This window comes from Actinomadura verrucosospora (genome assembly GCF_039540335.1).
GTDB classification, from domain to species: domain Bacteria; phylum Actinomycetota; class Actinomycetes; order Streptosporangiales; family Streptosporangiaceae; genus Spirillospora; species Spirillospora verrucosospora.
On the sequence record NZ_BAABEV010000016.1, the window covers coordinates 98,252 to 123,161 of the forward strand.

The 24,910-nt window shown below is 66.7% G+C and carries 24 protein-coding genes and 2 tRNA genes; 9 read left to right on the forward strand and 17 right to left on the reverse strand.

Annotation, left to right across the window (positions count from 1 at the left end; all coding sequences use genetic code 11):
* Positions 1 to 59: 59 nt before the first annotated feature.
* The 4 genes from ABD944_RS19230 to ABD944_RS19245 form a co-directional block, all read right to left on the reverse strand.
* On the reverse strand, positions 60 to 884 hold the full coding sequence (locus ABD944_RS19230; RefSeq protein WP_345178357.1) for a protein phosphatase 2C domain-containing protein: 825 nt from the start codon (positions 882 to 884) through the stop codon (positions 60 to 62).
* A gap of 10 nt (positions 885 to 894) precedes the next feature.
* Positions 895 to 1,740, reverse strand: coding sequence for a sigma-70 RNA polymerase sigma factor region 4 domain-containing protein (locus tag ABD944_RS19235; RefSeq protein WP_345178359.1), 846 nt, complete (start codon positions 1,738 to 1,740; stop codon positions 895 to 897).
* 122 nt (positions 1,741 to 1,862) lie between these two features.
* Positions 1,863 to 2,273 (reverse strand): ATP-binding protein, encoded by a 411-nt coding sequence (locus ABD944_RS19240; protein WP_345178360.1) that lies wholly within the window; start codon positions 2,271 to 2,273, stop codon positions 1,863 to 1,865.
* A gap of 76 nt (positions 2,274 to 2,349) precedes the next feature.
* Positions 2,350 to 3,135, reverse strand: a complete 786-nt coding sequence (locus tag ABD944_RS19245) for a Scr1 family TA system antitoxin-like transcriptional regulator (RefSeq protein WP_345178363.1) — start codon at positions 3,133 to 3,135, stop codon at positions 2,350 to 2,352.
* Positions 3,136 to 3,571: 436 nt separating this feature from the next.
* Between ABD944_RS19245 and ABD944_RS19250 the strand changes: the two genes are divergently transcribed.
* Positions 3,572 to 4,738: a DNA-methyltransferase gene (locus ABD944_RS19250; protein WP_345178364.1), complete on the forward strand. Its 1,167-nt coding sequence runs from the start codon at positions 3,572 to 3,574 to the stop codon at positions 4,736 to 4,738.
* Here the strand turns inward: ABD944_RS19250 and ABD944_RS19255 are convergent.
* The 7 genes from ABD944_RS19255 to ABD944_RS19285 form a co-directional block, all read right to left on the reverse strand.
* Positions 4,668 to 6,068, reverse strand: a complete 1,401-nt coding sequence (locus ABD944_RS19255; protein ID WP_345178365.1) for an McrC family protein — start codon at positions 6,066 to 6,068, stop codon at positions 4,668 to 4,670. The two genes, ABD944_RS19250 and ABD944_RS19255, sit on opposite strands and share 71 nt — an antisense overlap.
* Positions 6,069 to 6,079: 11 nt before the next feature.
* Positions 6,080 to 7,048 carry an McrB family protein gene (locus tag ABD944_RS19260; protein WP_345178367.1) on the reverse strand — a complete coding sequence of 323 codons (969 nt, stop codon included), beginning with the start codon at positions 7,046 to 7,048 and terminating at the stop codon, positions 6,080 to 6,082.
* Positions 7,041 to 7,757 carry a hypothetical protein gene (locus ABD944_RS19265; RefSeq protein ID WP_345178368.1) on the reverse strand — a complete coding sequence of 239 codons (717 nt, stop codon included), beginning with the start codon at positions 7,755 to 7,757 and terminating at the stop codon, positions 7,041 to 7,043. Before ABD944_RS19265 ends, ABD944_RS19260 begins: the two co-directional genes overlap by 8 nt.
* Before the next feature lie 1,417 nt (positions 7,758 to 9,174).
* Positions 9,175 to 10,380, reverse strand: a complete 1,206-nt coding sequence (locus tag ABD944_RS19270; RefSeq protein ID WP_345178370.1) for a phospholipase D-like domain-containing protein — start codon at positions 10,378 to 10,380, stop codon at positions 9,175 to 9,177.
* Between the two features lie 362 nt (positions 10,381 to 10,742).
* Positions 10,743 to 11,057 (reverse strand): site-specific integrase, encoded by a 315-nt coding sequence (locus ABD944_RS19275; protein WP_345178371.1) that lies wholly within the window; start codon positions 11,055 to 11,057, stop codon positions 10,743 to 10,745.
* Between the two features lie 808 nt (positions 11,058 to 11,865).
* Positions 11,866 to 13,167 (reverse strand): tetratricopeptide repeat protein, encoded by a 1,302-nt coding sequence (locus tag ABD944_RS19280; RefSeq protein ID WP_345178373.1) that lies wholly within the window; start codon positions 13,165 to 13,167, stop codon positions 11,866 to 11,868.
* 417 nt (positions 13,168 to 13,584) lie between these two features.
* Entirely contained in the window at positions 13,585 to 13,863 is a 279-nt protein-coding gene (locus tag ABD944_RS19285; RefSeq protein ID WP_345178374.1) for a hypothetical protein, read from the reverse strand.
* A gap of 219 nt (positions 13,864 to 14,082) precedes the next feature.
* Between ABD944_RS19285 and ABD944_RS19290 the strand changes: the two genes are divergently transcribed.
* The 3 genes from ABD944_RS19290 to ABD944_RS19300 all read left to right on the forward strand — a co-directional run bounded on the left by ABD944_RS19290 (position 14,083) and on the right by ABD944_RS19300 (position 16,442).
* Positions 14,083 to 14,880 (forward strand): GNAT family N-acetyltransferase, encoded by a 798-nt coding sequence (locus ABD944_RS19290; RefSeq protein WP_345178376.1) that lies wholly within the window; start codon positions 14,083 to 14,085, stop codon positions 14,878 to 14,880.
* A 464-nt stretch (positions 14,881 to 15,344) separates the two neighbouring features.
* Positions 15,345 to 15,929: a hypothetical protein gene (locus ABD944_RS19295; protein WP_345178378.1), complete on the forward strand. Its 585-nt coding sequence runs from the start codon at positions 15,345 to 15,347 to the stop codon at positions 15,927 to 15,929.
* Positions 15,930 to 16,283: 354 nt separating this feature from the next.
* Entirely contained in the window at positions 16,284 to 16,442 is a 159-nt protein-coding gene (locus ABD944_RS19300) for a twin-arginine translocation signal domain-containing protein (RefSeq protein WP_345178380.1), read from the forward strand.
* Between the two features lie 109 nt (positions 16,443 to 16,551).
* Here the strand turns inward: ABD944_RS19300 and ABD944_RS19305 are convergent, their stop codons facing one another.
* The 4 genes from ABD944_RS19305 to ABD944_RS19320 are packed head-to-tail and all read right to left on the reverse strand — an operon-like array spanning position 16,552 to position 19,427.
* A complete protein-coding gene (locus ABD944_RS19305) occupies positions 16,552 to 17,160 on the reverse strand; it encodes a cadmium resistance transporter (protein ID WP_345178381.1) in 609 nt (202 codons plus the stop codon).
* A 55-nt stretch (positions 17,161 to 17,215) separates the two neighbouring features.
* Entirely contained in the window at positions 17,216 to 17,380 is a 165-nt protein-coding gene (locus ABD944_RS19310) for a hypothetical protein (RefSeq protein ID WP_160160924.1), read from the reverse strand.
* Positions 17,381 to 17,383: 3 nt separating this feature from the next.
* Positions 17,384 to 18,778 (reverse strand): glycosyltransferase family 2 protein, encoded by a 1,395-nt coding sequence (locus tag ABD944_RS19315; RefSeq protein WP_345178384.1) that lies wholly within the window; start codon positions 18,776 to 18,778, stop codon positions 17,384 to 17,386.
* Position 18,779: 1 nt separating this feature from the next.
* Positions 18,780 to 19,427 carry a class F sortase gene (locus ABD944_RS19320; protein ID WP_345178386.1) on the reverse strand — a complete coding sequence of 216 codons (648 nt, stop codon included), beginning with the start codon at positions 19,425 to 19,427 and terminating at the stop codon, positions 18,780 to 18,782.
* A gap of 564 nt (positions 19,428 to 19,991) precedes the next feature.
* Between ABD944_RS19320 and ABD944_RS19325 the strand changes: the two genes are divergently transcribed.
* On the forward strand, positions 19,992 to 20,720 hold the full coding sequence (locus ABD944_RS19325) for a PP2C family serine/threonine-protein phosphatase (protein WP_345178388.1): 729 nt from the start codon (positions 19,992 to 19,994) through the stop codon (positions 20,718 to 20,720).
* A gap of 63 nt (positions 20,721 to 20,783) precedes the next feature.
* On the opposite strand, the gene ABD944_RS19330 is transcribed toward ABD944_RS19325, so the two are convergent.
* Positions 20,784 to 21,815 (reverse strand): hypothetical protein, encoded by a 1,032-nt coding sequence (locus ABD944_RS19330; protein ID WP_345178389.1) that lies wholly within the window; start codon positions 21,813 to 21,815, stop codon positions 20,784 to 20,786.
* A 79-nt stretch (positions 21,816 to 21,894) separates the two neighbouring features.
* Here ABD944_RS19330 and ABD944_RS19335 point away from each other — a divergent pair, with 79 nt between their 5' ends.
* From ABD944_RS19335 to rpmG, 4 genes are all read left to right on the forward strand, one after another.
* Positions 21,895 to 23,022 carry an acyl-CoA dehydrogenase family protein gene (locus ABD944_RS19335; protein WP_345178391.1) on the forward strand — a complete coding sequence of 376 codons (1,128 nt, stop codon included), beginning with the start codon at positions 21,895 to 21,897 and terminating at the stop codon, positions 23,020 to 23,022.
* Between the two features lie 80 nt (positions 23,023 to 23,102).
* Positions 23,103 to 23,175 (forward strand) — tRNA-Thr (locus ABD944_RS19340).
* A gap of 292 nt (positions 23,176 to 23,467) precedes the next feature.
* A tRNA-Met gene (locus ABD944_RS19345) sits at positions 23,468 to 23,541 on the forward strand.
* A 118-nt stretch (positions 23,542 to 23,659) separates the two neighbouring features.
* Positions 23,660 to 23,824, forward strand: a complete 165-nt coding sequence (gene rpmG / locus ABD944_RS19350; protein WP_067466611.1) for a 50S ribosomal protein L33 — start codon at positions 23,660 to 23,662, stop codon at positions 23,822 to 23,824.
* Between the two features lie 287 nt (positions 23,825 to 24,111).
* Here rpmG and ABD944_RS19355 read toward each other — a convergent pair whose 3' ends face one another.
* On the reverse strand, positions 24,112 to 24,690 hold the full coding sequence (locus tag ABD944_RS19355; RefSeq protein WP_345178404.1) for an NUDIX hydrolase: 579 nt from the start codon (positions 24,688 to 24,690) through the stop codon (positions 24,112 to 24,114).
* Between the last annotated feature and the right edge of the window lie 220 nt (positions 24,691 to 24,910).

A 24,910-nucleotide genomic window follows, 5' to 3' on the forward strand; every position in this document is an offset into this window, starting at 1 on the left:
TAGAACATAGGCGAGGTAACGGGCGACTGTCTAGGGGGGTCTACAAGGTCGTTCGAAGTTCAGTCTTGGACGGTCCAGTAGACGGCACTGGCATCGTCGGATGCCTTGCCGCGGGGCCACCGAGTCCCGTCCAGGTCGGTCGACTCGATCTCGCGTGTCTGTGCGATCAGTCCTCGCGGCCCGTCCTTGCGGAGGACGCCGAGCAAGTCCGCCCAGCCCATCAGTCCGAAGTGGTCGACCAGCCGGCTAGCGCCGTCACTCAGCAGCGCGACCGCCGCCAGCTCGGCGAGTGGTATCGACCCGGTCAGCGCCTCGTGTGCCGCCTCCGGCTTGGTGCTCGCCACCCAGAAGCCGCCGGGCTGGTTGCGGTACGAGGCGAGCTGCTCGACCCGAGTCCGCAGGCGTCTCGCGTGCTCATCACTGCCAACAGCGCAGCGCCCGCCCGTTTCGTCCAACCGTGCGATCACGTCGGCGAGCCGATCGTCGCTGATGGCGGTCGGCGCCTGGTCGAGGCGATCGAGGACGAGAACGGAGTCCGAGAGCACCAGGTGTTCAAGGTGCCCGTCATGGACCCTTGCGAGCGCCACGGTTGCCGAGGGCGAGCCCGGGTGGCCGAGATCGCACGATGTCGCATGCAGCGTGTTAACGCGGTCGATGCTCACCGCGAGCGCCTCGTCCAGGCCCACGCCGACGTCACCAGCGGAAGCCAGTAGCAGCCCGCCGAGGTTGCGCGCGTACCAGGCGACCGAATGCATACATCCCGACTCGACACCGGCGGGAGAGCCGGCACCGTCGACCACGAGTAGCAGCCCAGGCGCCGCCGCCGCGAAGTCCTCGTTGTCCCGCTCAGGGTGCCCCGGTTCGCTGGCGATCAGCACGCGCATATGTTCCTCGTCAGGTCGAGCCCTCGTCGTGCCGGTAGATCGGGGTCAGCAACTCCGTCCGCACCGGCTCATGGGTGTCCGCGGTGTACTCGGTGCCGACCACGACCGAGAACCGTTCGTTGCCGACCTGCCCCCACAGGCTCCCGATATCCGTGGTCAGCAGATGGACCACACCGAGCGACCCCTCAGGATGGATACCGGCGATGGCCAGGAAGCTTCCCTTGCCGTCCGGTCGAGGCAGCCGCCCCAGATAGCCCACGTCATAGTTCCGCGCCGGACGGTCTTCCTGTCCGGACCGGTGCCCCTCGCCGGTCCGAGTGTCGCGAAGCAGCCACCCGACCTCATCCCGCTCCCACTCAAGAACGGGATCCTTGCTGTACGCCTCCTGCATCGCGGGGGACATCCGAGGCCCGCAGATCACCAGCATCCCGGACCGGTTGAGGTCGATCCCACCATCCAGCCCGACGTGATCGGACTTCACGGTCAGGTCGAACGTCCGCGCCAGATCTTCCAGCCGCTGCCCGGTCTTCAGGTCGTCCAGCGCGACATACGTCCGATCGCTCGCAGGGTCAGGACGCAGGGGAGTAACGACGGTGACCTCACCCGACCCCAGGAACGCGCCCTCAGGCGCCGGCCCCGTGTGCCGGATTTGATGGATACGCCCGCGGCTCAGCCCCGCCGCTTGCGCGATCTGCGCGTAGGACATCCCTTGCGCATGCAGGTCCTGAATCAGCCGCCGCCGTAGCCGCGCCAGTTCGGTGACCTCCTGTTGAGCCTCTGCCAAGCGCTCAGTCGCAGCCCGAAGCAGTTCGTACGGGTCATCGATCTGCGCGATGCGCTCCAACTCGCCTGGCATGACACCCCCTCCGGCATCCACCAGGGAGTCTAGGACTCTAGACAAGGTGCCGGAAAGCTCACGCCCCGTTGAGGAGCTCACAGTGCGCAGACGCCGCCGACGGCGCGGTATCGGCGGACCGCTCACACCGCCGCGCCGACGACGTCCGCCCAGACCCGCCGCCCGACCCGAACATGTTCGCTGCCCCATGCTTTGGAGACCGCGTCGACGAGGAATAGCCCCCGTCCGGACACGGCATCCGGGCCGCTCGGTTCGTCGTTAACCGTCGGTTGCGTCTGGGCTCCCATGTCGACCACGGCCACCCGGACATGCCCGCCGTGCAACTCCAGTTCGAGGACGAAGTTGCCGTCGTCTTCCCCGCTGGCCGTGTGTTCCACGGCGTTCGTGCAGAGCTCACTCACGACCAGTTCGACCAGCCCGGCAACCTCGTCCGGGACACGGTCCGCGATGAAGGCCCGCCCGAAGGCTCTCGCCTCACTGATCGATTCGGGTCGGCCCGCGAACAGCCGGGACAAGCGCGTCACGTCGATCACCACCCGCGCGTCTAGGGGGCTGAACACCCCGGGGGACACGCAGCGTATGACAGGTCTAGGGGGCTATTCAATACGCTCAGTGAATAGAGCGCAGAACTATCCGCAGATCATCGGCCGCCCGGTCCACCAGCGCCCGAGCCTCGTCCCCGAACACGGCCGCCCGCTCGAACCCCTCGAAGATCTCCACGTACGCCCGCACCTCGTCCTCATCGGTCAAGGTCAGCTCACGCGTGAACGTCTCCACCGACACCGCCGAATCGTCGTACACCGAGAACCCATGCAGCGGCACACGCGACACCGCCGTCCCAGGCACGATCCCGAGCCGCACGTTCGCCCGCCCCGATACCTCCGCCAGGTGGGCGAGCTGCCCCGCCATGCACTCACCCGACCCCGGCCACGTCCGCAAGACGGCCTCAGCAACCAGGACCACGAACCGGCCGCCCTCGTCACCCAGCACCGAGACGCCGGCGACGGCCGCCCCGATCGCAGCTGCATACTCCGCCGTCCACAACAGCCGAGGCATCACCACAGGCTCAAACGCCCGGACAACCCGAGCCCCCGCAAGAAGCTCCACACCGGCCCCGCTCCGGAACGACACCCCCGCGTCAACCCGACGGGACGTCTCCGAGTACGCCTCACGCACCAGACCCAGCAGCCGCTCAGCCTCAGCCGGCCCCACCTCCAGAGCGCCGACCAACCGGGCAACAACCTCCGGATCAGAAACCCGCCGCCCCGTCTCCACCCGAGACACCGTCGGCTGAGGAACCCCAGCCCGAGCCGCCAGGCCAACCCCGGACAACCCCGCCGAGGTCCGAAGCCGCCGCAACTCCCGCCCGATCTCCTGTAGCCGCTCAGCACCCATAACCGAGCGTTCTACCACCCAAGAGCCCCGACCAAGGCCCAGGCGACGAGACGAGCAACCCCACCAACCAAACCCGCAGGTCAGCAGCTATGAGACCTTGCCAAATGAGGACTTTCTCTACGTCTTCAAGGGCGCCCGCTCCGCGGCCGCCGCGCGACTCGCTGGCAGACGGGCTGCGGGCTCTTCGGCCCGGACCCGTCTGCCACGGCCGCGCTGGTCACAAGCTCGGCAGCGTCCTCTAGGGCCGCGTCAGGGTAGCTTCTGAGAGCATGTGATGACCGCCTGGAGGTGCCCCCCGATGCAGAACTTGTCAGCGGCACCGTCTACTGTGCCATCGCTGGGAACATGGATCCGTGGTGACCGCCGCGCCTACGTGACTCCGATACCCAGATTCATCAGACTGAGGGGCTGCTAGCCCGGTAGAAGGAGATGAAAAGTGCACCTGGCTCCTGAGGCTAATAACGCGAAGCCCGTCATTTCAAGGAACCTGTCGACGGTCAGCGTCACCAGCCTAGAGGACTGGGAACAGCTCCTCGCCCCTCCCGTCTCGGAGGTCGTCATCGGAGACGCCCGCAGTACCGGCCTAAAGGACAACTCAGTCGACCTGATCGTTACCTCGCCTCCGTACTGGAAGAAGCGAGACTATGGGCACGAGGATCAGATCGGGCAAGAGTCAACACCGCAGGCGTACGTTGAGTCGATGATGCAGTGTCTGGACGAGTGGAAGCGCGTGCTCCGCCCCACTGGCTCAATCTTCCTTAACGTCGGCGACACTTATCATAACCGGTCGCTAATGGGCATACCTGGGCTGCTAGAGTTCGATGCTGTACAGCGAGGGTGGCTAATCCGCAACAGGATTATTTGGACCAAGGACGGCGGTATGCCGGAACCCGCAAAGAACCGTCTAGCGAACCGCCACGAGTACATTATTCATCTCGCTCTGAAGCCGAATTACTATTACGATTTGGTTCGCTACGCGGAATATATGGGCAATGGCGCCAACCCTGGCGACGTGTGGCATGTGAGCCCCGAACGAAACATGGGTACTCACCTCGCTCCATATCCGCAGGAGTTGGTCCGTCGCGCCGTCATGCTTGGTTGCCCACCACAAGTATGCGCGACCTGCAACAAGCCTCGGAACCGGGTCTTTGAGCGGACACGCGAACTCGATCCTTCACGCCCGCAGGCGAAGCGGGCGATGGAACTCGCTGAGGCGGCCGGGCTCACCGATCAGCACATTCGAGCGATCCAAGCAACCGGTGTTTCTGACGTCGGGAAGGCCACCAAGTTTCAAAACGGCACAGGCCGTAACTCTATTGAGGTGCAGCGCCTAGCCGCCGAGGCAAAGGTCGCGCTCGGAGGTTATTTCCGAGAGTTCACTTTCGCGAAAAAAGTGACCACTGGCTGGACCGATTGTGGTCACGGAACTCCCACGCGTGGGGTAGTACTCGACCCGTTCATGGGAACCGGAACGACGTTGAAGACCGCAGTCGATATGGGACGAGATGCGATTGGCGTTGACCTGGTACCTCTCATGCCAGAGGCGGAGGTTCCGGCGAAGGCGGAGAAAACAAAGGCGCCTGTGAAGCGATCAGCCCGCTGATTTGCTTAGCCATTTCATTCATCTCAGCTTCAAGATTGCTGGCACCGAGGTCGACTCGATACTGAGCGACGATTGTTGAACCGATACGGCCAGCTATATAGAGCCCCTTCTTTGATTCGCTGCGGCGAGGGTGAATAGTCATAGTGACGGGGCTGCGGTAGCGGTGTCCGTAAAGGACGACTTGTTCAACCTCCGAGCGATCGGCGTAGCCTTTGACGTTGGAGTACTTCACGTCCGCGATCAAGGGGTGCGCGCCATCGTTCATGCGGAAGACGATGTCTGGGTTGGCATCGGGCTCTTTTCCCGACACGGCAGGCTTCTCGTGGACCGGCAGGGTTGTCCTTTCGGTATCAGTTAGAGCTTCATACAACTTTGCCTTTCCCGGCTCTCGATTGCCATCGAGAACGGACAGAGTCGGGTAGGCGCTGAAATTCTCTTGAAGACTTATTCGCACGAATTCTTCGAAGAGATTCTCGGTCTTCACTAGCAATGTTGGCATGCTAACGCGGCCCTTGTCCACGTCAAGACTAATGCCACGTTTAGTCAGGATTGCAACGGCAAGTTCGAGTGCCGGCCGGTAATACGCACGGGTCTCCGGCAAAGGTACGGTGCCCCGAACCTGAGGGTCGTCCAAGCTGAACGCATGCGACTCAAAGCTTACGTCGTTCAGGAGACGCATGGCCTCCGCCAGGCGGGCGATCCTCTCGCGGATACCTTTCTCGCGGGGAGCGTTGACATACCGGCTGTGGAGCAATGCCACAGCGCTCTTCAGACATCGATTGGGCGGATTATCGGCGGTGCGCTCAAACCATGAGTACTCCGCCTTGTGGTTGATCCCTTGCGACGCATATCTAAGCACCGACCCAGTCATGTTGATGCGGCCGTGTGGATAAGACCCAGCCTCAGTACGGCGGCGATATGTCCGGAGCAGCCCATTGAGGCTGATGGTGTCTAGGGCAGCGAGAAGACCATCCGCCATGACATCAAGCAACCAGTCGTTCCACTGGTTAGTGGCCTCGTAGTCGCGGAGAGCCGACAGCATGGTCGGTACATAGCCGCAGACCGCCACCATATGGGTGAGGTTGCGGAGCGGAAACCGTGGGCGAACCTGGATGGCGATGCGTTCGGTTAGGGGGATGAGTCCTGAGTAACCCTTCGCGGACAGACGAAGGCCGCCGTCCACGAAGTCAGCCTCAACGTATTTGTTCAGTACCTGAGGCGTGAGCAGGAGGCGCCCATCCGGTCCGAGTACGTCCGCGGATGAGACGTCGATCGGCCCGTACTCCTTACAGGGAATGACAACGCGGTTGGGTCCGGTGAACCAGTTCAAGGGGGCGGTTGTCATCTTGTTTCAGCGACGTCTGAAGTCGACGCCTCTTGATTTCCCGGTCCTGTAAAAATAGCCTCCCAGCCATTGAAGATCTCGGTACGGGTGTCCGGGTCGTACCTGAAGGCTCTGTCCACATGATATTTCAATTGGTAGTCCCATACTTCTCTAAGGGTCTCCGAATCCACCACGTCAACGAAGTACGCGTGACCAACAGCTGCGGCTGGGTTTTGAGCAGCACGGGCATTGATCTTGCTAAACCAGCCTAGAAGGCGTCGCTGGACAATATCGTCTAGAAAGCCGTTGCGATCGAGTATCTCCTCCAGCAGTTCACGGCTCGGCGGCAGGTCGATCTTGGCGAACCGACGTTCGAACGCGGCGTCGACCTCGTCCACGCCACGGTCGAGAGGGTTCATCGTGGCGATCAGGTACAGATTAAGAGGGATGGAGCATTGCTCACCCGATGGGAGCAGAAAGGTCTGGCCACGCTTCGAGCGCTCGATGTACGTGAGGGCCTCGCCGAAGACCCGGCCGACATCGGCGCGAGACAGTTCGTCAACGACGATCACATAGTTGGTATCAGGGTGATTGTTGGCTTCGCGGACCAAGCGAAGGAATACACCATCACGCCGCTCGAATCCGCTAGCGTCTCTCTTTGGTCGGTAACCTTCCATAAAATCCTCGAATTGATACGAGGCATGGAATTGTATATCTGCTCGGCGGCCATCATCGCTGTTAGTGATCTTGTCTGCTACCTGCCCCGCGAGCCATGACTTACCCGTGCCCGGCGGCCCAGAAAGGATTACGCCACCGAAGCGCCTGAGGAGCTTGAGAATAGTTCTCAGGCGTGGATCGTCGGATCTCAATGCAGGAGCATCTGGGGCGCTCGATCCATGTGATGTCTGAGCGCGGTGTGCGTACCCGATGTCCAGGTCATCGGCGGACAACTCTCGTACGTCTTTCTCGATGGTCACGTCAGCCATTGGAGCCCCTCTTGTTTGACGCATTGGCGTCGCTGGCGGAAGGATCGAAGGGCTCGAACCAGTCGCCTGAAAGTTGCTGTGGCTCGATGTCCTCGAAGAGGACATTGAAATCCGTGCCTTGTTCGAAGGCAAGTTCCTTCCTGAAGGCGCTAATCAGTTCGTCATAACCTCCTTTTCCTTCGAATATAAATCCATAGTTGCGCAGGTAATAAACTGCCAGCGCCCATGCTGGGATTCTCTTTTCCTTTAGGAGGCGGGTGAAGGCTTCGTGAACGTGATCTGAGGGCAGTTCGTAGTTGTTGCCGTCAGCGGTAAGCATAAAGCGTGAGGTTACTCGCATCGACCTTGGTGCATAACTGCCAGCAAGGTTCTTGTTGTACCAGTAGCCCGACTCATCCTTTCGGTTGACTGAACTAAATGGACGATAATGCGGCTTTGTTGGCGGGCCGCCAGGCATCTTGAGGAGATCGCTGACATCCTTCCAGTCCGGATGAAGATCGGTCAGCGAGCCCGAGGTGACTGCCAACTTGCGCAGGTGAAGATAGGCCGGGAAGTGTTCATGAATGAGTTGTGCTTTCAGTGCACTGATCCCCGCCTTGACCGTCCGCACCGTGAGCACATGCAAGTTCTGCCCATCTACCATCCGCCGTCTCTCCTGCTCCGGCAGGCCACTGGTCCCCAACGGGGACTCCTCTCCCGACTCCGCCACGCACGCCAACGTACCGAAGACCCGGCCGTCCGTGCCGATCCGCATCTGAAGCAAGTGGGCGACGCTGTATCGACCGCGGCCTGAAGTTGGGCATCTGGCCTGTGTAAGCGCAGGTCGGGAAGGCTAAGGGGCTAGCTACGTACTTTAGGTTCGCTGCGGGGAGAGATCAAGAATCCGTCCGCCAAGAGCGCGGGACCGTCGAGGTGGCGCTCGTCGAGTGCGTGCCGAGGCATAGCGGCAGGGGAAGCGGCAGGTCGGGCAGGCCAGGCAAGTTCCACGGGGGACTGTGAATCCTCTGCTCGTAATCCCTAGTCGGTTGTTGATCGTGCGCGAAGCGGGGGCCTCGCGGCCCCCAGCCCCCCGCGGGCCGGAGGGCACGCCCGCGCGAAGCTGCCTGTCACACCGTCCCGCCGTTCGCGCGGGCGCACCCCCCGGGTCGGCTGGCCGTGCTATCCCCGCAGCGGCTTGGACCGGGCAGCAGTTCATTGGTTGATCGACTAAGATTTCGAATCCGGGACGACCAGGCACGGAGGCGCACCGTTGGAGTCCGGTGATCTGAGCTCATGGGTCAGTACGGGGATAGCTGTGGGAGCGGCTGTAGTCGCAAGTTGGCAGGGGTGGTCTTCTCGTGTTCAGGCGCGGATCGCACGGCAGACTTTCCAGGATGCCCGCCAAGCGCGAGACGAAGCTGCTACCCCGGTGTTCTCGGTAAGTGATGAGCGGTGGACCTGGGGCGAGATTCAGGAGCGGTTTGTAACTGCGACCATCACGATGGACCAGGGGCCGCCCCTATCAAGCCTTAAACTGCAGGTTGCTGGTTCTGACGTTCGCTGCTTGGCCTCTGGCACTGATAGTTACGAATCTGAGGGGCGCGAGAAGCGGTTCACATCTGTGGTGCCGGGTAAGCAGATTGAACTAATCGTCCAGATGGAGCATGAAAGCCCCTCCTCCTCTTTTGAGTTGGAACTCACCTTTGACTGTGTCGAGGAGAGTGGGCACAAGCGGCGATGGGTTGTCCGTCGCATCATTACTGCACATGAGGCACGACAGCCTGATAGGCCGCAGCTAGGTCGGAGACGCCCTCACGTCAACTGAATTGCGTGTCCTGGTTCTGGGCCCGGCCGGCTGCAGGAGGTATGGCTACGAAGACTGCATGCGGCGTTCAGGGCCTGTGCCGAATCCGGGTCGAAGTTCGGGCGTGAGGCCAGAAAACCGCAGGTCAGGTGAGTTGGGCGGTGGGACTGTAAATCCGTCGGCTTAGCCTACGCAGGTTCGAACCCTGCACCCGCCACCACCACGTAGAACGGCCCCTGACCAGCTAGAACGCTGTCAGGGGCCGTTCTCGTTGTTCCCGGTAGCTCCCCGCTCCTACCGGCCATTGCCGGGTGTTCACGGAACACGGCCGTCCGAGCGTCCTCTAGTCGACGTCCTCGACCGCGTTGTCGCCCGGGCCCGTGTGAGGAGGCACCTTCGGCTTCCACTGCGAGCAGTAGGTGTGGAGCGAGTCGAAACGCCCGGTGTAGGCCGCGTACAGCGTGGCGTTCCGCACGCGGAGGATGTTCTCGTCCTGCTGGCGCAGTGCCTGGACGGTGAGGTTGTGGCTGCCCACGTACAGGCCGGACGACGTGCCCTTACTGATCTGCATGAACTTCTCGTGCATCCACGAGATGTTGTTCACCGGCCCGCAGTACCTGACGCCGCCCTCGATGTAGGAGCTGTACGCGAGCTTGTTGACCGCCGCGTAGATCAGCTCCGCCCCACCGTCCTCATAGGCGATGTCCCCGGTGAGCACTCGGACCGTACAGCCGCGCTTCCCAGCATCGATGAGCGCGTTGGCCACCGCCATCCGGACGACCCTGACGTTCGCCACGTTGATGACGTCGTCGCTGGCACTGCGCGAGCACCTCGCCGCCTTCACGTCCGCCACGACCGGATCGTTGGACGCACTCGTGCGCGCTTTCCCGGCGGCCTCCCTCCGAGGGAACGTGTAGACCTGATACTTCCCGCCGGACGGCTTGTACACGTGACTCGATCCGTAGTTGTCGAGCCGCCCCGACCTGTTCGCGAGACGGTACATGTCGTCGAAATATCTGCTGTAGAACCTGTACAGCCCGGCGTCCCGCACCGTGATGGCACTTTCGTACGAGGTCCACTCGTGCAGATTGGCGGACGCCACGTAAACGACGTTCCGCGCGACGCCTCCCCCCTTCTTCGCGACCTTGTCGATCGTCATGAACTTGTTGTGCATCCGCGAGTAGTTGTCGCCGACCTTCCGGTTGGCGGCGCATCCGCGAGTGGATATGTAGCGCCCGCTCTGCTTCGGGAACCCGCCGGCGCCGTCCGTGACCCGCCGCCCGCACGTCCGCACCGCATCGGGCGAGTCGGCGAACGCCGCCGTCAGCTCCCGGTACTGCGGCATGCCGATCTCGCTGCCGTTGATGACGACCCTGACCTTGACGCCCCGCCCCTTCGCCCTGCTGAGAGAGGTCACGATCTTGTTCTGGCTGAAGTAGTACAGCGGGAGCCGGATCGTCGCCCCGCTCGGCGCGGCGTCGATGAGGGCCTTGGCGTGATCGGAGATCACCGTGTTGTCGTCCTCGGTGAACTTCACATAGTCGTCCACCTGATCGAGAGCGATGGGAATCGCCTCATTCGGCGGATCGGCGTGCACCGGACCGGCCGGGAGCGCGGCACTCGCGAAAGCGAGCGCACCGAGAGCGACGGGCACCTTGAGGGGGAGCTTGCTGGACATCTTCAGCCTTCCGGTAGAGATCCGAGCCTCGCTGTTGGATGCCTTCTGACCGATGTCACATCCGCTGTCTTGCCGATGAGGCTAAAAACCCTCCGAACCCTCAACTAGGGCCCTAGGACCCTAGGACCGCACAGCGGGGACCCCAACCCGAACACCTCACGCCCAAACACCAGCGCTGCCACTGAGGCATCTGGCACAGGACGGCCAGAACGTCCCCGCGCAGCTCGCCGGTGTCAATGACCTCGCCGGTCCCCTCCCGGTCGTCCTGGCGGGCATCGCACTCCTAGCTGGTCTCCGTCCTTGAGAGCGTCCTCGATACGGCCGTTCCACATGTGCTCGTGGCCGTTGATGCACCCGGCGTAGACCCGTAGCAGGACGTCGACGCCGTGGCCGGCGCGGCGGGCGACCTCGAGCGCCGGGACGTCGGCGTTCAGGGCGAGCGTGACGTCGCTATGGCGGAGGTCGTAGGGCCGTCTGGCCAGGGGAGAGGCCACCTGTGTGGGCGTGAGCGCCATGCCGCGGGCGAGCTGCCAGACGCGCCCGTACACGCTCTCTGAAAGCGACCCACCACGCCCACCAGAGAACAGCCGCAATTCGCCGCTTGGCGTCGTCCTCCTGCCCGGTCATGGACTTGGCGTACACCCGCAGCAGGACGGCGTCGCTGCGCCCGGCCGACTCGGCCACCTGAGCCGACGGCACCCCGGCCCCACGCCATGTGGACACGGCGGCGTGTCGCCGGGCGTATGGCGTCTCGGCTTGGCGATCACGCGTAGGTCTAGCGTCGCGCCACGCGAGGGCAGGTCCAGTTGACCAGGGGCAGCGGGTTGATCGGCAGAATGCGCCGCTGGCAGGCGTGCTCCATGGCGTTGTTAAACGTCGCCCGCTTCCTGGTCGCCCTGCTGCCGGTGGCGCGTGGCCCGTCTTGCTTGCTGCTGAGTCGGTTGAGCACCTGGCGTGCGATCTGCGGGCTTTGCCGCTCCGGCGCCAGTTCCCGTAGGTCGAGCGTGTTCCGGTCCAGCCAGTGCAGCGCGGGGAGTAGATGCTCAGGCGGTTCGCCTCCCTTGCGGTGAAGTCTGCTGTACGCCTAGCCCGGAGGGGCCTCACGAAGGAGCGTCCCCGCCGGGGCACCCTTGGACGGGTGAGCACCACTTCTGTTGCGTCCGTCAGGGCCTTAGCGATGCCCTGCCGATGGTGGGGCGAGGCCTACGGCCACTTCGCGGTGCGGTAGTGACCGAGAAGGGGGATCAGGCGATCGTGTCCTCGCCGCGCTTCCCCGACACCAGGCGACCGGTCTTGAGGGTGAACGCTTTGCCCTTGCGCGCTGCACTGACCGGAGGGGACCTACCTCGGCAGTGATCAGGCGGCTTTGCCGTGGGCGAGGTAGAGCTTCATGTTGGTGAAGTCGAGGGTGACGTTGTAGGGCTTCCAGAAGCTGTGGGCGAAGTGGCCTATCGCGTCGATTCCTGATCCGTAGGGCCAGCCCACGTTGACCGGCATGTTCGGGTCGGCTTCGCAGTAGATGTCGTTGGCGACGGCGTCGCCGAGGCGGATCTCCTTCGGGTAGCAGGGGTAGGTGGTGGTCGGGTGGCTGTGGGCGAAGGTCTCGATGGGGCGGTCGTAGTCGGTGCGGACCCCCAACTGCTTGGCCACCTCCCCGGGCATGCCCACGGCGATCTCGCCGATTCCGCCGAAGTTGACGCCCATCACCCGCGGGCCGGAGCCGGCGATGCTGCCCGTGCTGCTGAGATCGTGGTCACGGGAGAGCCAGAGCGGCAGGGGCTTGGTGCCCGCCCGTGTGGCCTCGGCGACCGCTTCGGGGGTCGGTCGGCGCAGGATCAGTGAGCGGCCCGCGTAGTCGAAGGTGGTCAGCAGGTGGTAGAAGATCCACGTGCCGATCAGGCCGTCGTTGCCGGTGCTGACATCTCCGCCCGACTCCGTCGACGACCAGCCCACCGGGACGTTGCGCAGTTCGAGGCCGCCCAGGTTGAAGGAGTCCAGCACCCCGTAGTACACCCATATGGGGGTGCCTTCGAAGTCGGTCTTTTCCGCGTACACGGGGCTCAGGCCGGCTTCCTTGGCCGCCGACGCGGTCAGGCTCAGATTCGGGGCGCCGGTGTAGAAACTGAGCTTCTTCGGCGGTCCGCCGTTGACGGAGACCTCTACCAGCGGTTCCGGGTCCATCTGCCTCCATGGCACGCGGCCGATGTCGCCGTGAATCTGGTAGGCCTCGCCGCGGATCGCCGCGAACCATTTGGCGTATCCTTCCTCGCCGCCCGCTCGCCAACGGGGCACGGAGAGGGAGAATTTGTCCTGCCTGATGTAGCAGTCGCCCAGGAGCTGGTTGGTCTCCTTGTCGTCGGGCGCCAGTCTGAGGGCCATCGTGAGGTACTTCTCCGCGTCGGGGAACTTGTTGGCCAGTAGCCCGACGTAGCCGCGCTGGCGTGCAGCGTGCAGGTTCGTTGGGTCCTTCTTCAGGATCTCCTCGTACGCGCGGGCGGCCTCCTCGAACTTCCCAGCCTTGAACAACGCGTCCGCGTCACTGCCGTCGGCGTGCGCCCTAGCCGTCTTGCCGAGCAGCGGTGTGGCCGCGGCGGCACCGGCCACCACAGCCGCGCCCCGCAGAAGCGAACGCCGATCCCAGCTCCCGTCACCAGCCACGCCTTCTCCTCTTCCGTAATCACTTTCCGCCGAGCGCAATGCGCTCGGCGCAGACCGCTGTGGTCCAAGCCCCCACCCAAGACGGAAGAGCGTTGCGGTGGCATATGCGTTTTTCGATACGCCCGCGATACAACCGGTCCCCTTCGCAAATGGATGGAACGCGGTGCTGGAGGGATGAAACGGGTGATCGAAGCTGAAGATGCTCGAACTGCCGGCTGAGACGGCGATTGAGGCTGCACGCCGACAGTCCGCTGACAAAGGAACCCCCGGCACGGCGTGCCGGGGGTCCCGCTTGGCTGGACGGTCCGGCATGGTCACGCCGGGCCGCCCTTGAGATCAGCGAGCCCAGGCCTGGTCTTGCTGACTCCTTCGTGGAACCTCCGGCTGTGTGTGCCGGTCGCCTGAGCTAGGCGGCCGTCACTCGGTGTCGGAGGTCTTGGTGGTGCTGCCGGTGGAGGGGCCGCCCTTGAGGAAGTCCTCCAGGAGGCCGCCCGGCTTCGTGAGCGTGGCGACGGTGTCGGCGAGGGCGAGGAAGACGAGCGCGCGCATCACCGTCGGCATGACGGGACGCAGTTCCCGGGCCAGCTCGCCGCACACCTTCGCGGCCGTCGGGCTCTCGGCGACCAGAGGAGCCAGGGCCGCGAGGACTCGCAGCTTGTCCGCGACCTTCTCGGGGGTCATACCCGGAGCAGTCATGGTAGATCTCCTTTTAACGTGACACCTCGAGACTCTCTCGTGGTGCACTCACGACCGTCCGACCACGACGGCAACACGCAATGATCATGGCGTCGGCGTCGGTGCGGATCCCCTCCGAACGAGCGGATGCCGCCGTCCGGGCCCGGACGAGGTGGTCTTCTGAGACGCTGCCGATGTCCGAAGAAGTCAGGTGGTTCCCGTTGCTTGGAGGGGGCGGACGTGGCGTTGACTTCCGGCTGGTCTGTGGTGGGCGACCCGGCTGAGTTCGGCCCAGGGGAGGAGTTCCTGCTCGCGCGGGCGGCGACCAACCTCCCGCTGCTGATCGCGCTGTCCGCCTTCCGCCGCTCAGGTGGTGGAGGGACTCCGCCGCTGTTCGGATGGTGGACAGATCCTGGGGGGACGGTCGGTGGCGCGTTCGTCCGCCCCTCTTTCGGCCCGTTGCTTCTTGGCGACATGCCGGTGGAGGCCGCGGCTGCGCTGCCGGGGTATCTGGACGGCGCGCCCCATGCGTGGGAGGGCCGCAGTGACCTTGCCGAGGCGTTCTCGTCGGGATGTCCCGGGCGGGTGGTCGATCCCCGACTGCGGTTGTACCGGCTGGAGGCGCTTCGGCCCTGTTCGGTGCCGGACGGCTTCGCGCGGCCCGCGGCGCCGACGGACCACGATCTGCTGGACCGCTGGTACGAGGCCGTCACCCGGGGCCACGGCACGCTCGGCGCCGTCGCCGGCCGCCTCGCCGCCGGTGACCTGTACGTCTGGGAGACCGGTGGCCGCGTGGTGGCGGTCGCCGGTCACGGGCCCCGGTTCGGCTCGGCGGTGCGCCTCGACCTGATCTACACGACGAACGAGCACCGGGGACGCGGCTACGCGACCGCGCTGGTGGCCGCCGTCACCCGCTCGCTGCTGGCCGCCGGCGCGACCGAGATCGTGCACGTCGCGACCCCGGCGAGTAGCGCCACCTATCAAGGTCTCGGCTATCAGTTGGTCGCCGACTACGTGACGTTCTCCCGCTCCGCCTGAACCCGGACGTGGCTTCGCCGCCGACTCGATATAGCCGGTGTCTGGGGGCGCCAAGATCTGGCCCCATGTGTTCAAGGGCCAGTGTCGGGACGGATCCCTGGGGCTCCGTGCGTGGTCGGGACGATCGCTGCGTCCGCATGGCGGTCAGGCTGACTGATCGGGAGTGAGGCCCTCGGGGCCCTGGGCGCCACGCGCGCTCGCATGGCTTGCAGAATGCGGGCGGAAGAATCGGCCTGCCAGTCCTCGTCATGGAAATTCTGCGCCGTGGGCCCGCGGGGACGCGGGAAGGCGCGTCATCTCGATGTCCGGTTTCCGCTTCTTCTCTCTGCAATGCACGTTTTGAGTGCCGGGCTTGGGGTCCCCGTCAGCGCCGCGTAGGGCCCTAAGGCCCTAGGGTGCTTTCTTCCTGGATTTCTAAGCTCTCCCCACCGATCGGAAATCGCGTATCGACTCAGGGAGAATTCGTGAAGAGCTCGAAGGCAAAGCAGGCCCGCATCGCCGCGATCGGCACCGGAGCGGCCGCCTTGGTCGCCGTCCCGGCCATCGCGCTGGCCGTCTCGGGGTCCGGCCACTCCAGCACCGCCGGGCAGGTGGCCGCGCAGGACAAGGTCGTCAGGGCCGCGAGCCCGCACTGCGACCCCGGCTGGGCCGTCAAGGTCCAGCGCAAGGTCAACTTCCGCAAGTCGACGGGCGAGACGGAGAAGCTGTACAACGGTTCGAAGCGGTCGGTGAAGCGCACCTACACCCTCAGCCAGCAAGCGAGTACGAAGTGGAACGTCAACGTCGAGGTGTCCGGCTCGTTCAAGGCCTGGTTCTTCGCCGAGGTGAACGTGAAGGCCGGCGGCGGTCTCGAGAAGTCGGAGAGCATCACCACCACGCAGAGCGACGAGACCACGGTCCCGCCGAAGACGACGCTGAGGGTCACCCGCGGTTTCGAGATGCGCCGGGTCTACGGGAACATGTACTACACGTGGAGCAACTGCAAGACCGGGAAGTACAAGAGCTTCGTGCTGACCGCGCCCTACGGCCGCTACACCGCGTTCAAATAGCCGGCAGCTGACGCCGCGGAAGTGACTGCCTTTACGTGAATTGCGGGGTTCACGTAAAGGCAGTCACGCGTTTGTCGGCGCTTTCGTCTGCTCTCCTTCGCATGTGTCTCTCTCACACGGGACGGCCGGCTCGGCCAGTCGCGATCGCGCCTGGGGGCTCTCGGTGTTCAGCGGCCCACCCTCCTGGCTCCGCGGATGCGCGCGATGCCGCTGACTCCGCGCGCTGATCCCGATGCGATGCCGTCGTTCTCACCGAATGCTCTCGGCCGCTTGCGCTAGGGCGTGGTGCCCGGACGGTACGTCCTGCGGGCTCGGTCCCGCAGTCAACTGAAAAACAAGAGAAAAGAGAGAACCATGGGAGACGCCAAGATCACCCGGCGACAGGTCATCGGAGCAGCGGCTGTCGGGGCTGTGCTCGCAGTGACGGGCAAGGACAAGGACGAAGAGAAGAAGAGCCCCCAGCAGGAGGCTCCTCGCTCTGGCGACTCCTCCACGGAGCAGCCGAAGCGCTGATCGCGAAGAATTCAGCCGGGCCCCCTCCACGAGGGGGCCCGGCCCTGCTTTTGCGCCCGGCAGGTTGTGCCTCTTCCGGCTGCGGTGCGTGCCCACGCAGGGGCCGGGGTCAGAAGCCGAGGGCGTGGCGGAGGTCAGCGGCGGACTGTAGGACGATCAAGGCTCCGATGGTGATGAAGGCGATCGGGACCAGCCATCGGTCGTGCTGGTCCAGGAGATCGATGACCTTCTTGTGCGAGCCCAGCCAGGACGCGGTCAGGCACCACAGGGCCACGCCCGCCGCGAAGACCGCGACGGTGACGAGGGTGGACTCCGGGCCGATGGTGCGGAAGACCGGCGTGTAGGCCGAGATGTTGTCGGCGCCGTTGGCGATCGTCACGCCGGCGATCGGAAGCAGGCCCGAGGCGACCGCGGGAGGGCCGTCGTGGTCTCCGGCGCGGACGGCCGCGACGAGGCCGCGGACGCCGAGGGCCAGAGGGACGAGGCCGAGCAGGCCGATCCATTCGTCCGGGACGATCGTCAGGCCCAGCGCGGCGACCACCGAGACGAGGACCAGGGCAGCGATGCCCGCGTACTGGCCCGCCCAGATCTGCCAGGGCCGCGGGGACCCGGTCGCGCGTCCGGACAGGAAGAGGACGGTCAGGACGATCAGGTCGTCGACGTTCGTCGCAGCGAACATGCCGCACGCGGTCGCGACCGTGCCCGCTATTGAGCCCATCCGCCGGAACCTACCGGAGAGGGGTGAAGGCCGGGGAGGGGCCCGGCCTTCACCGTCAGCCCTTGCGTGCGGGGAGGATGCGCTTCACCGCGAGGCCCGCGGAGACCAGGGTGAAGAGGGCGAGGCCGAGCCAGAGGGCCTGGAGGCCGAGCCAGGGCGACGCGGCGGCGGCGCCGCCGAAACCGGCGGCCACGCCGCCGATCGGGGGGTTGTTGTACATGGATCACCATTTCCTTTCTTTGCGCCAGGCGGCCTGCCAGAACGCACGCGCCTGGACGATCTGGAGGAAGACGTCGAAGACCATCTCGACGACGATGGTGGCGGCGATCGCCATCTGCGCCGGGCCGCGCCGGCGGACGGTCACCACGCGCTCCACCATGAAGATCACCGTGATGCCGGCCCACAGCGGGCTGATCTGGATCCCGCCGAGCCAGATCACCGAGTAGGCGAGCGAGAGCAGGTACGCGGTGATCACGAGGATGCCGACCAGGGAGAGCAGCTGCCGTCCCCAGTAGGGCCGGGTGACGGGCGTCCAGCCGTAGTCGACGAGGTTCTCCAGCGCGCCGCGCTTCCAGCGGAGGCGCTGCTGGGCCAGTTCGCGCCAGGTCGGCATCACCTCGGTGGTGAGCGTGCACTCCTTCGGGCAGAGGATGCGGAACCCGAGGTGGAGGATGGCGAGGGTCAGCTCGTTGTCCTCGGTCAGGACGCGGACGTCGTAGACGTGCGGCAGGCCGGGGAGGCGGCGGTCCCGGCGGGCGGCGACCACCTCCTGGAGCGTGGCGGCCCGGAAGATCGTGGCGGTTCCGGTGAGGACGAGGGCCTTGCCTTGGAGGCGCCGGACGTCGCGGGCGTAGCGGGCGTACTCGTTGCGCTGGAACATGCCGACGGCGCCGCCGCCTGGCTTGCCGGTGAAGGTGCCGCCGACGGCGGCGTACCGGCCGGTGGCCAGGTATTCGACGCCGTGCCGGATGAAGCCGGGGTCGAGCGCCGAGTCGGCGTCCATCACCATGATCGCGTCGTCCGGGCCGAAGATCGGCAGCAGCCGGTCGAGGACCTGGTTCAGCGCGCCCGCCTTCTTGTGCTCGTTGCCGCGGGTGCCGACGATCTCGACGCCGCACAGCTGCGCGAACGCGGCGGTGGCGTCGGTGCAGTTGTCGGCGATCACGATGATGTGGTCCGGGGGGCGCTCCTGGCGGCGCAGCGAGGCGATCGTCTCGGTGATCTGCTTCGCCTCGTTGTGCGCCGGGATCAGGACGGTCACGCGCATCGCGTCCGCGCGCACGGGGGCCTGGTCGCGCTTGCCGTCCTTCCCCTTGCGGGACGGCGCGGGGGCGGGCCGCGGCCGGACGTGGACGGGTGGAGGCGGGGGCGGAGCCGGGGGCGAGGGGCGCCGGACCGGCGGAGGCATGAGCGCGGCCGCCATCCGGTCGGGGACGGTGACGGTCGGAGAGAGGGCGCGGTGGGGGCTGGGGCCTCCCCGCGCCACCGGGGACGCCAGGTGTCCCGGGCCGGGCGTCCGCCGGACGGGAGACGCCCCGACGTGCGGAGCGGGGCGCGGGAGACGGTGCCGTCCCTGGTGGGGGCGGGGCCCGTCGGGGGCGCCGGAGACGGGGCGCATGTCAGCGGGTCCCCTCGGTGCGCATCAGGTGACCGAAGGCGATGACGTTGTCCACGTAGTGGCCGGTGGCGCGGTCGAAGCGCCCGCCGCAGGTGATCAGGCGGAGCGCCGCGTAGCCGGGGTCGGAGTAGACGCGGCGGGTGGGGAAGCGGTCCTTGCCGAACCGCTCGACGGAGTCGACCCGGAACACGGCGGTGCGGCCGTCGGCGCGCAGGACGCTGGCCCGGTCGCCGGGGCGCAGCTCTCCCAGCCGGTAGAACACGGCCGGGCCGCGCGCCGAGTCCACATGCCCGATGATCACGGCCGCGCCCCGGCTGCCGGGCGCGGCCCCGAGGCGGTACCAGCCGGCCTCCTGCGCGCGGCTCGGCGGCGGCGTCTCGACCGTCCGGTCCGGGTTCTTGGCCAGCTTCATCAGCGGTGTGCGCACGCCGATCCGCGGCACTTCGAGGCGGAGCGGCGCGGCGGGCGGCAGCGACGCCGTCGTGGCGGGCTCGGCGGGACGGGACGCGTCGGGAGGCGGCATCGGCGGAGCGGCGGTCGCCGGGTCTCCCCGGAAGGCCTGGAAAGCCAGGAACCCGGCCACGAGCAGGGCGGACGCCCCCACGGCGACGGCGGCGAGCACGCGCGCGCGTTGACCACGAGACGTCACTGGGGTCGTGCTCCTCTCGCCGCTCGGGGGGTGGGGGGCCGCGGAACGCGGTGGTGGTCGAACGGTAATGGGCCAGAGTTAACGTTTGGGGCTTGAGGACGGTGAAGTCGCAGATGAACGTCCTGTGACAGTTGAGGTGAAATGCCCCATGAGGGAGTCATTGGTCCTGTCAACCAGGTCGTCCAGGCGGGGACGCTGCGAACCAGAGCGCTGCGCCATGTGGTACTTGACCTGCGAAAATGTCGCTGGGGGCCGGAGTGGGCGGCGAAGGGGCGCCGGTCGGCGACGGCGGGACGGCCGCGACGGTGGATGCGAACATCGCTGTCCGAAAGTGGCCCATCTCTCAGCCGAAAATGATCTTCGCAGGTCACAGGGGTCGTCGACTTGGTCCTCCGGCCGGGCCCGAAACGCGCGGGAGGAGGTGGGCCACGCCCGGCGGCGGCGTTCGCGTCCCTAGGGCCACCACATCAGGACCGGCGCGGGAACTCGGGATGAGGGAATTGGTCTAGCGGCTCCCCAAGGGGCGGGCCACCGGGTAGACCTGCATCCGTGCAGGTGAGTTATGTGAGTGTGGCGACGCCGGGACGGGAGAACGAGGACTTCGTGGCGGCCGGCCCCGGCTGGGTGGTGCTGCTGGACGGCGCGACCGCCCCGCAGGGGGTCGACAGCGGCTGCCGGCACGACCCCGCGTGGCTGGTGCGCAGGCTCGGCGGGCATATCGCGGCGCTGCTGGCGCTGGAGGACGGCAAGCCCCTGCCCGACCTCGTCGCCGAGGCGATCAAGGTGACCGCGGAGGCGCACACCGAGACGTGCGACCTGGGCAATCCGGACAGCCCGTCCGCGACCGTGTCGCTGCTGCGCCGCCGCGGCGGGGCCGTGGAGTGGTACGTCCTCGCCGACTCGCCGATCGTGGTGGACGTCGGCGAGATCAGGGTCTTCCGGGACGACCGGGTGGACCATCTGCCGAGCTACACCCTGGAGGGCGTGCGGCGGTCGCGCAACAGCCCCGGCGGGTTCTGGGTGGCGAGCACCAGGCCGGAGGCCGCGTACGAGGGCCTGACCGGCGAGGTGCCGGTCGAGGGGCTGCGGCGGGCGGCGGTGCTGAGCGACGGCGCGTCCAGGCTCGTGGAGCGGTTCGGCCGGATGGAGTGGGGCGACCTGCTCCGCCTCCTCGACGAGGAGGGCCCGCGGGAACTCGTCAGGAGGACCAGGGCCGCGGAGGCGGAGGCGACCGCGGCCCGCGGGAAGCGGTACGACGACGCCACCGCCGTCTTCGTGCGCTTCGACTCCTGACCGCTGCCCCCGCCTAACGCGTCGGGGCCGCCCTGCCGTCAGCGCGTCGGGGCCGCCCTGCTGTTAACGCGTCGGGGCCGCGATGTGCGGCCACCAGGCGTCCAGGTCCTCCGGCAGGTGCATGCCCTCCATGCGGAGGGTGCCGGGCATGAGCGGGAAGCGCCGTCCGGCGGGGAACGTGCGCTCGTAGGACGGCGGATCGATCACGACGACGCGGGTGCCGTTCACGACCGGGATGTCGGCCGGGACGCCCTCGTTCCAGATCGGTTCGCCGTGCGCGTCGACGAGGTTCCACGGGCTGGAGATGATCGGGCGCCCGGGCGGGGTGTCGGCGTTGAGGAAGCAGGCGATGATCTCGGGGGCGGGACGGTCGCCGGTCAGCCCGCCGGGACGTCCGATGAGCGCGCCCGCGAGCAGGACGTGCAGCTGGAAGTTGTCGCCGATCCCGCCGATCGTGACCGTCCACCCCTTGCGGCTCGCGCGGTCGAGGACGAGGAGGCGCTCGCCGTCCAGGACGCGCAGCAGCGCCTGGTAGTGCTCCATCTGCCCGAGGTACTGGGCGGCCTGCCCGGCGGCGAAGGCGCAGAAGTCGCGGTCGGCGATGCCCGCCCGCACCGCGGGCCCCATCTGCAGGACGGTGCAGCCCGCCATCGCGAACTGCGGCAGCGCGAACCACGACATCATCGCGGTCACGGCGCCGTCCCCGAGGTGCGGCGCGACGGTGTCGAAGACCTGCTGGGAGGGCTGCTCCTCCTGCATGTCCGGCGGCGGCTTGCCGCCGGCGGCCTGGTCCCACGCGTTCGCGAACGCCAGCGCGGCGGCGGTGACCTCGGAGATGCGGTGGACGAGCGGCGCCCCGACGGGGTCGGGGTCGGCGCCGTTCTCGACCCAGGCGCCGGAGACGATGGCGAGCCACCCGCCGAGGTTCGGGGGCGCCTCGGCGATGCCCTCGGCGAGGCGGGGCATCGCGGCGGTCATCTCGGCGGGGGAGGCCGTCTGGAACACCTGCATGAGCTGCGGGAGGAGGTCGCCGAAGGAGCGGTCCTCGACCACCGCGGCCCGGACGATCTGATCGACGAGAGGCTGGAGCGACATAAACGATCACCTTGGCATATCGGGTGCGCCGGGCCGGAATCCGCCCACCATCTTGGAATCTGATTCTAGAATAGGGCGCATGGAGCCCCAGGATTTCGCCGACGTGCTCAAGGCCGTCCGCAGCTTCGTCCGCGACCAGGTCGTCCCGTGCGAGGAGGAGATCGAGGAGACCGACGCGATCCCGGAGCGGCTCCGGCGCACGTCCCGCGACATGGGCCTGTTCGGGTACGCGCTGCCCGAGGAGTACGGCGGGCTCGGCCTCTCGCTCGGTGAGGAGGTGCGGCTGGTCTTCGAGCTCGGCTACGCCAGCCCCGCGTTCCGCTCCATGTTCGGCACCAGCAACGGCATCGCCGGGCAGGTCCTGGTGAACGCCGGGACGGCGGCGCAGAAGGAGGCCTGGCTGCCGAGGCTCGCGTCCGGAGAGGTCGTCGGGGCGTTCGCGCTGACCGAGGCCGAGGCGGGGTCCGACCCGAGCGCGCTGACCACGACCGCGGTCCGGGACGGCGACGACTACGTCATCGACGGCGCCAAGCGGTTCATCACCAACGCGCCCGAGGCCGACGTCTTCATGGTCTTCGCCCGGACGGGCGGCCCCGGCTCCCGCGGCATCTCCACCTTCCTCGTCGAGAAGGGCGCGGGCGGCCTGCGCGTCGGCCCGTCCGACGAGAAGATGGGCCAGCGCGGCGCCCACACGGCCGAGGTCTTCTTCGACGGCGTGCGCGTCCCCGCCGGCGCCATGGTCGGGACGGAGGGGACGGGCTTCCGCACCGCGATGGCGTCACTCGCCCATGGCCGGGTCAGCATCGCCGCCGTCTGCGTGGGGCTCGCCCAGAGGATCCTCGACGAGACCGTCGCGTACGCCAAGGAGCGAAGCCAGGGCGGCAAGGCGATCGGCGAGTATCAGCTCATCCAAGGGCTCATCGCCGACTCCCAGACCGAGCTGTACGCCGGACGCTCGATGGTCCTGGAGGCGGCCCGCGCCTACGACGCCGGCGAGGACACCAAGCTCGGCCCGTCCTGCGCCAAGTACTACTGCTCGGAGATGGTCGGACGGGTCGCCGACCGCGCCGTCCAGGTCTACGGGGGCATGGGCTACATGCGCGGCGTCGCCGTCGAGCGCTTCTACCGCGACGTCCGGCTCTTCCGCATCTACGAGGGGACGAGCCAGATCCAGCAGCTCGTCATCGCCCGGAACCTGCTGCGCTGACCAGCGCGGACACCGGCGCGGGAATCCGGTTCGCACCACGCGCCCGGACCCTGTATGGTTTCACTGCGCGAACGACGCAGGCCCCTTTAGCTCAGTCGGCAGAGCGTCTCCATGGTAAGGAGAAGGTCTACGGTTCGATTCCGTAAAGGGGCTCACGGCAAACCGGCCGCCATCCGCATTCCGGAGGGCGGCCTTCGTCGTACCGGGGAGCGGCCGTCGCCGCCCCCGCGGCGCCGAGCGCCCTGATTCGCTCCATACCTGTGCCTGTGGTACCGTCCCACCGGTTCCAGCAGGACGTTTCGCAGCTCACCGGCGCACCCGGTATTCTGGAGACGGTCCCGCGGAGCCCGCGGAACCGGTTCCCCGATCATCGTCCGGGTTCTCGTGTTCCCAGGGCTCGGTGAGCATCCGGTATCCTGGCAATCCGGTCCACACCGACCATCTCGGCGGGGTAGCTCAGTCAGGCAGAGCAAGCGGCTCATAATCGCTGTGTCGCCGGTTCAAGTCCGGCCCTCGCTACTACCCAGGTCTCTCACCCCCCGACGGGGGTGAGCAGGCTGGGTCGAATCGCCGGCCGTCCCCCGGGGACGGCCGAGGTCCGAAAGTCCATGTCCCTAGCTCAGAAAGGCACTCCATCGTGGCTGCCACCGACGTCCGGCCGAAGATCACGCTGGCCTGCCAGGAGTGCAAGCACCGCAACTACATCACGCGGAAGAACCGGCGCAACGACCCGGACCGCCTGGAGATCAAGAAGTACTGCCCGAACTGCCGGACGCACCGTCCGCACAAGGAGACCCGCTAACCGAGGTCCCGGACGGAGAAGTACTGCCCTGCCGCAGGGCCAGGACCCACCGTCCGCATCGGGACACCCGCTGGCCAAGGACCCACGGTCCATGCCCGGGAGACCCGGCCACGGTGCGAGTCCGCCCCGCAGCGCAGACTTCTTCGCACGCTTGCCACTGACACGCATCAGCCCGTTCTCGCAGTCCGCGAGGGCGGGCTGAACGTCGTTCCGGGCGCCGTCCGTCCGGAACGCAGGTCCCGGGGACCGGCCGGCAGCGTGGCTGCCGGCCGGTCCCCGGGCGGGTTTCACGGACGGTTGCTCGTGTCGTTGAGCATCGCGTCTTCGATCTCCTGCAGTTCCGCCTCCGGCATCTCGATCATGCCGGCCAGGACGAACCACAGGACCCACGAGAACGTGAGGCCGGGACGCTCCTCCCACTCCCCGCGGGTGATCTTGCCCCTGGCGTAGCGCAGGGTGCGCTCCGCCAGTTCCTGCAACTGGGCCTCGGAGACCCATCGCAGGTTCCGGAACGACTTCCTGTCGAGGCGGAGTGCCTTCACGTCGGCCACCGTGGCGCGGTACAGCTGCCACTTGTGGCCGAGACCGAACGGGCCGTCCCCCCGCTTGCAGGGGTTGGCGCGCCACTTCGGCTCCGGGAACAGCGGGTTCAGCGACGTGACGGTCAGACCCGTCTCTTCGTTGACCTCCCCGTGGGCCGCTTGGTCGAAGCCGTCGAAGTCGTCCTCGACATGCCCGCCAACGCCGGACGCGCCCCGGCCGTCGGAGATGTCGCCGATCAGGACGCCCAGGACCGGATCGGTGATGATGACGCCGACGGAATGACCGTCACACCTTTTAGGGTGCGTATTTCGGGCAGCGCTCATGGCTGCTTCACTCCCTTTTGTTCTTGTTTGTCGGATATCTGGCGCGGCACGATGCCGCAGGTTGGACAGTCCAGGCGCGAAGGCTCCCCGCAATGGGCGCAGAGCGCCTGGTGGACGGCCCTGTCATCGCGGTGCGCAGACCGGTCAGAACGGTGCGCACACGGGTCATCGCCCGTCGTGAACTCGTCCGCCAAGGGAGGTTGCGGCTCGTCCGGACCAG

What these genes read in the sequence shown, in the direction of transcription:
- ABD944_RS19230 (WP_345178357.1), bottom strand. Translation starts at nt 884, where the DNA reads ATGCGCGTGCTGATCGCCAGCGAACCGGGGCACCCTGAGCGGGACAAC.
- ABD944_RS19235 (WP_345178359.1), bottom strand. Translation starts at nt 1,740, where the DNA reads ATGCCAGGCGAGTTGGAGCGCATCGCGCAGATCGATGACCCGTACGAA.
- ABD944_RS19245 (WP_345178363.1), bottom strand. Translation starts at nt 3,135, where the DNA reads ATGGGTGCTGAGCGGCTACAGGAGATCGGGCGGGAGTTGCGGCGGCTT.
- ABD944_RS19260 (WP_345178367.1), bottom strand. Translation starts at nt 7,048, where the DNA reads ATGGCTGACGTGACCATCGAGAAAGACGTACGAGAGTTGTCCGCCGAT.
- ABD944_RS19285 (WP_345178374.1), bottom strand. Translation starts at nt 13,863, where the DNA reads ATGACTGCTCCGGGTATGACCCCCGAGAAGGTCGCGGACAAGCTGCGA.
- ABD944_RS19300 (WP_345178380.1), top strand. Translation starts at nt 16,284, where the DNA reads ATGGGAGACGCCAAGATCACCCGGCGACAGGTCATCGGAGCAGCGGCT.
- ABD944_RS19305 (WP_345178381.1), bottom strand. Translation starts at nt 17,160, where the DNA reads ATGGGCTCAATAGCGGGCACGGTCGCGACCGCGTGCGGCATGTTCGCT.
- ABD944_RS19310 (WP_160160924.1), bottom strand. Translation starts at nt 17,380, where the DNA reads ATGTACAACAACCCCCCGATCGGCGGCGTGGCCGCCGGTTTCGGCGGC.
- ABD944_RS19315 (WP_345178384.1), bottom strand. Translation starts at nt 18,778, where the DNA reads ATGCGCCCCGTCTCCGGCGCCCCCGACGGGCCCCGCCCCCACCAGGGA.
- ABD944_RS19330 (WP_345178389.1), bottom strand. Translation starts at nt 21,815, where the DNA reads ATGTCGCTCCAGCCTCTCGTCGATCAGATCGTCCGGGCCGCGGTGGTC.
- ABD944_RS19335 (WP_345178391.1), top strand. Translation starts at nt 21,895, where the DNA reads ATGGAGCCCCAGGATTTCGCCGACGTGCTCAAGGCCGTCCGCAGCTTC.
- ABD944_RS19355 (WP_345178404.1), bottom strand. Translation starts at nt 24,690, where the DNA reads ATGAGCGCTGCCCGAAATACGCACCCTAAAAGGTGTGACGGTCATTCC.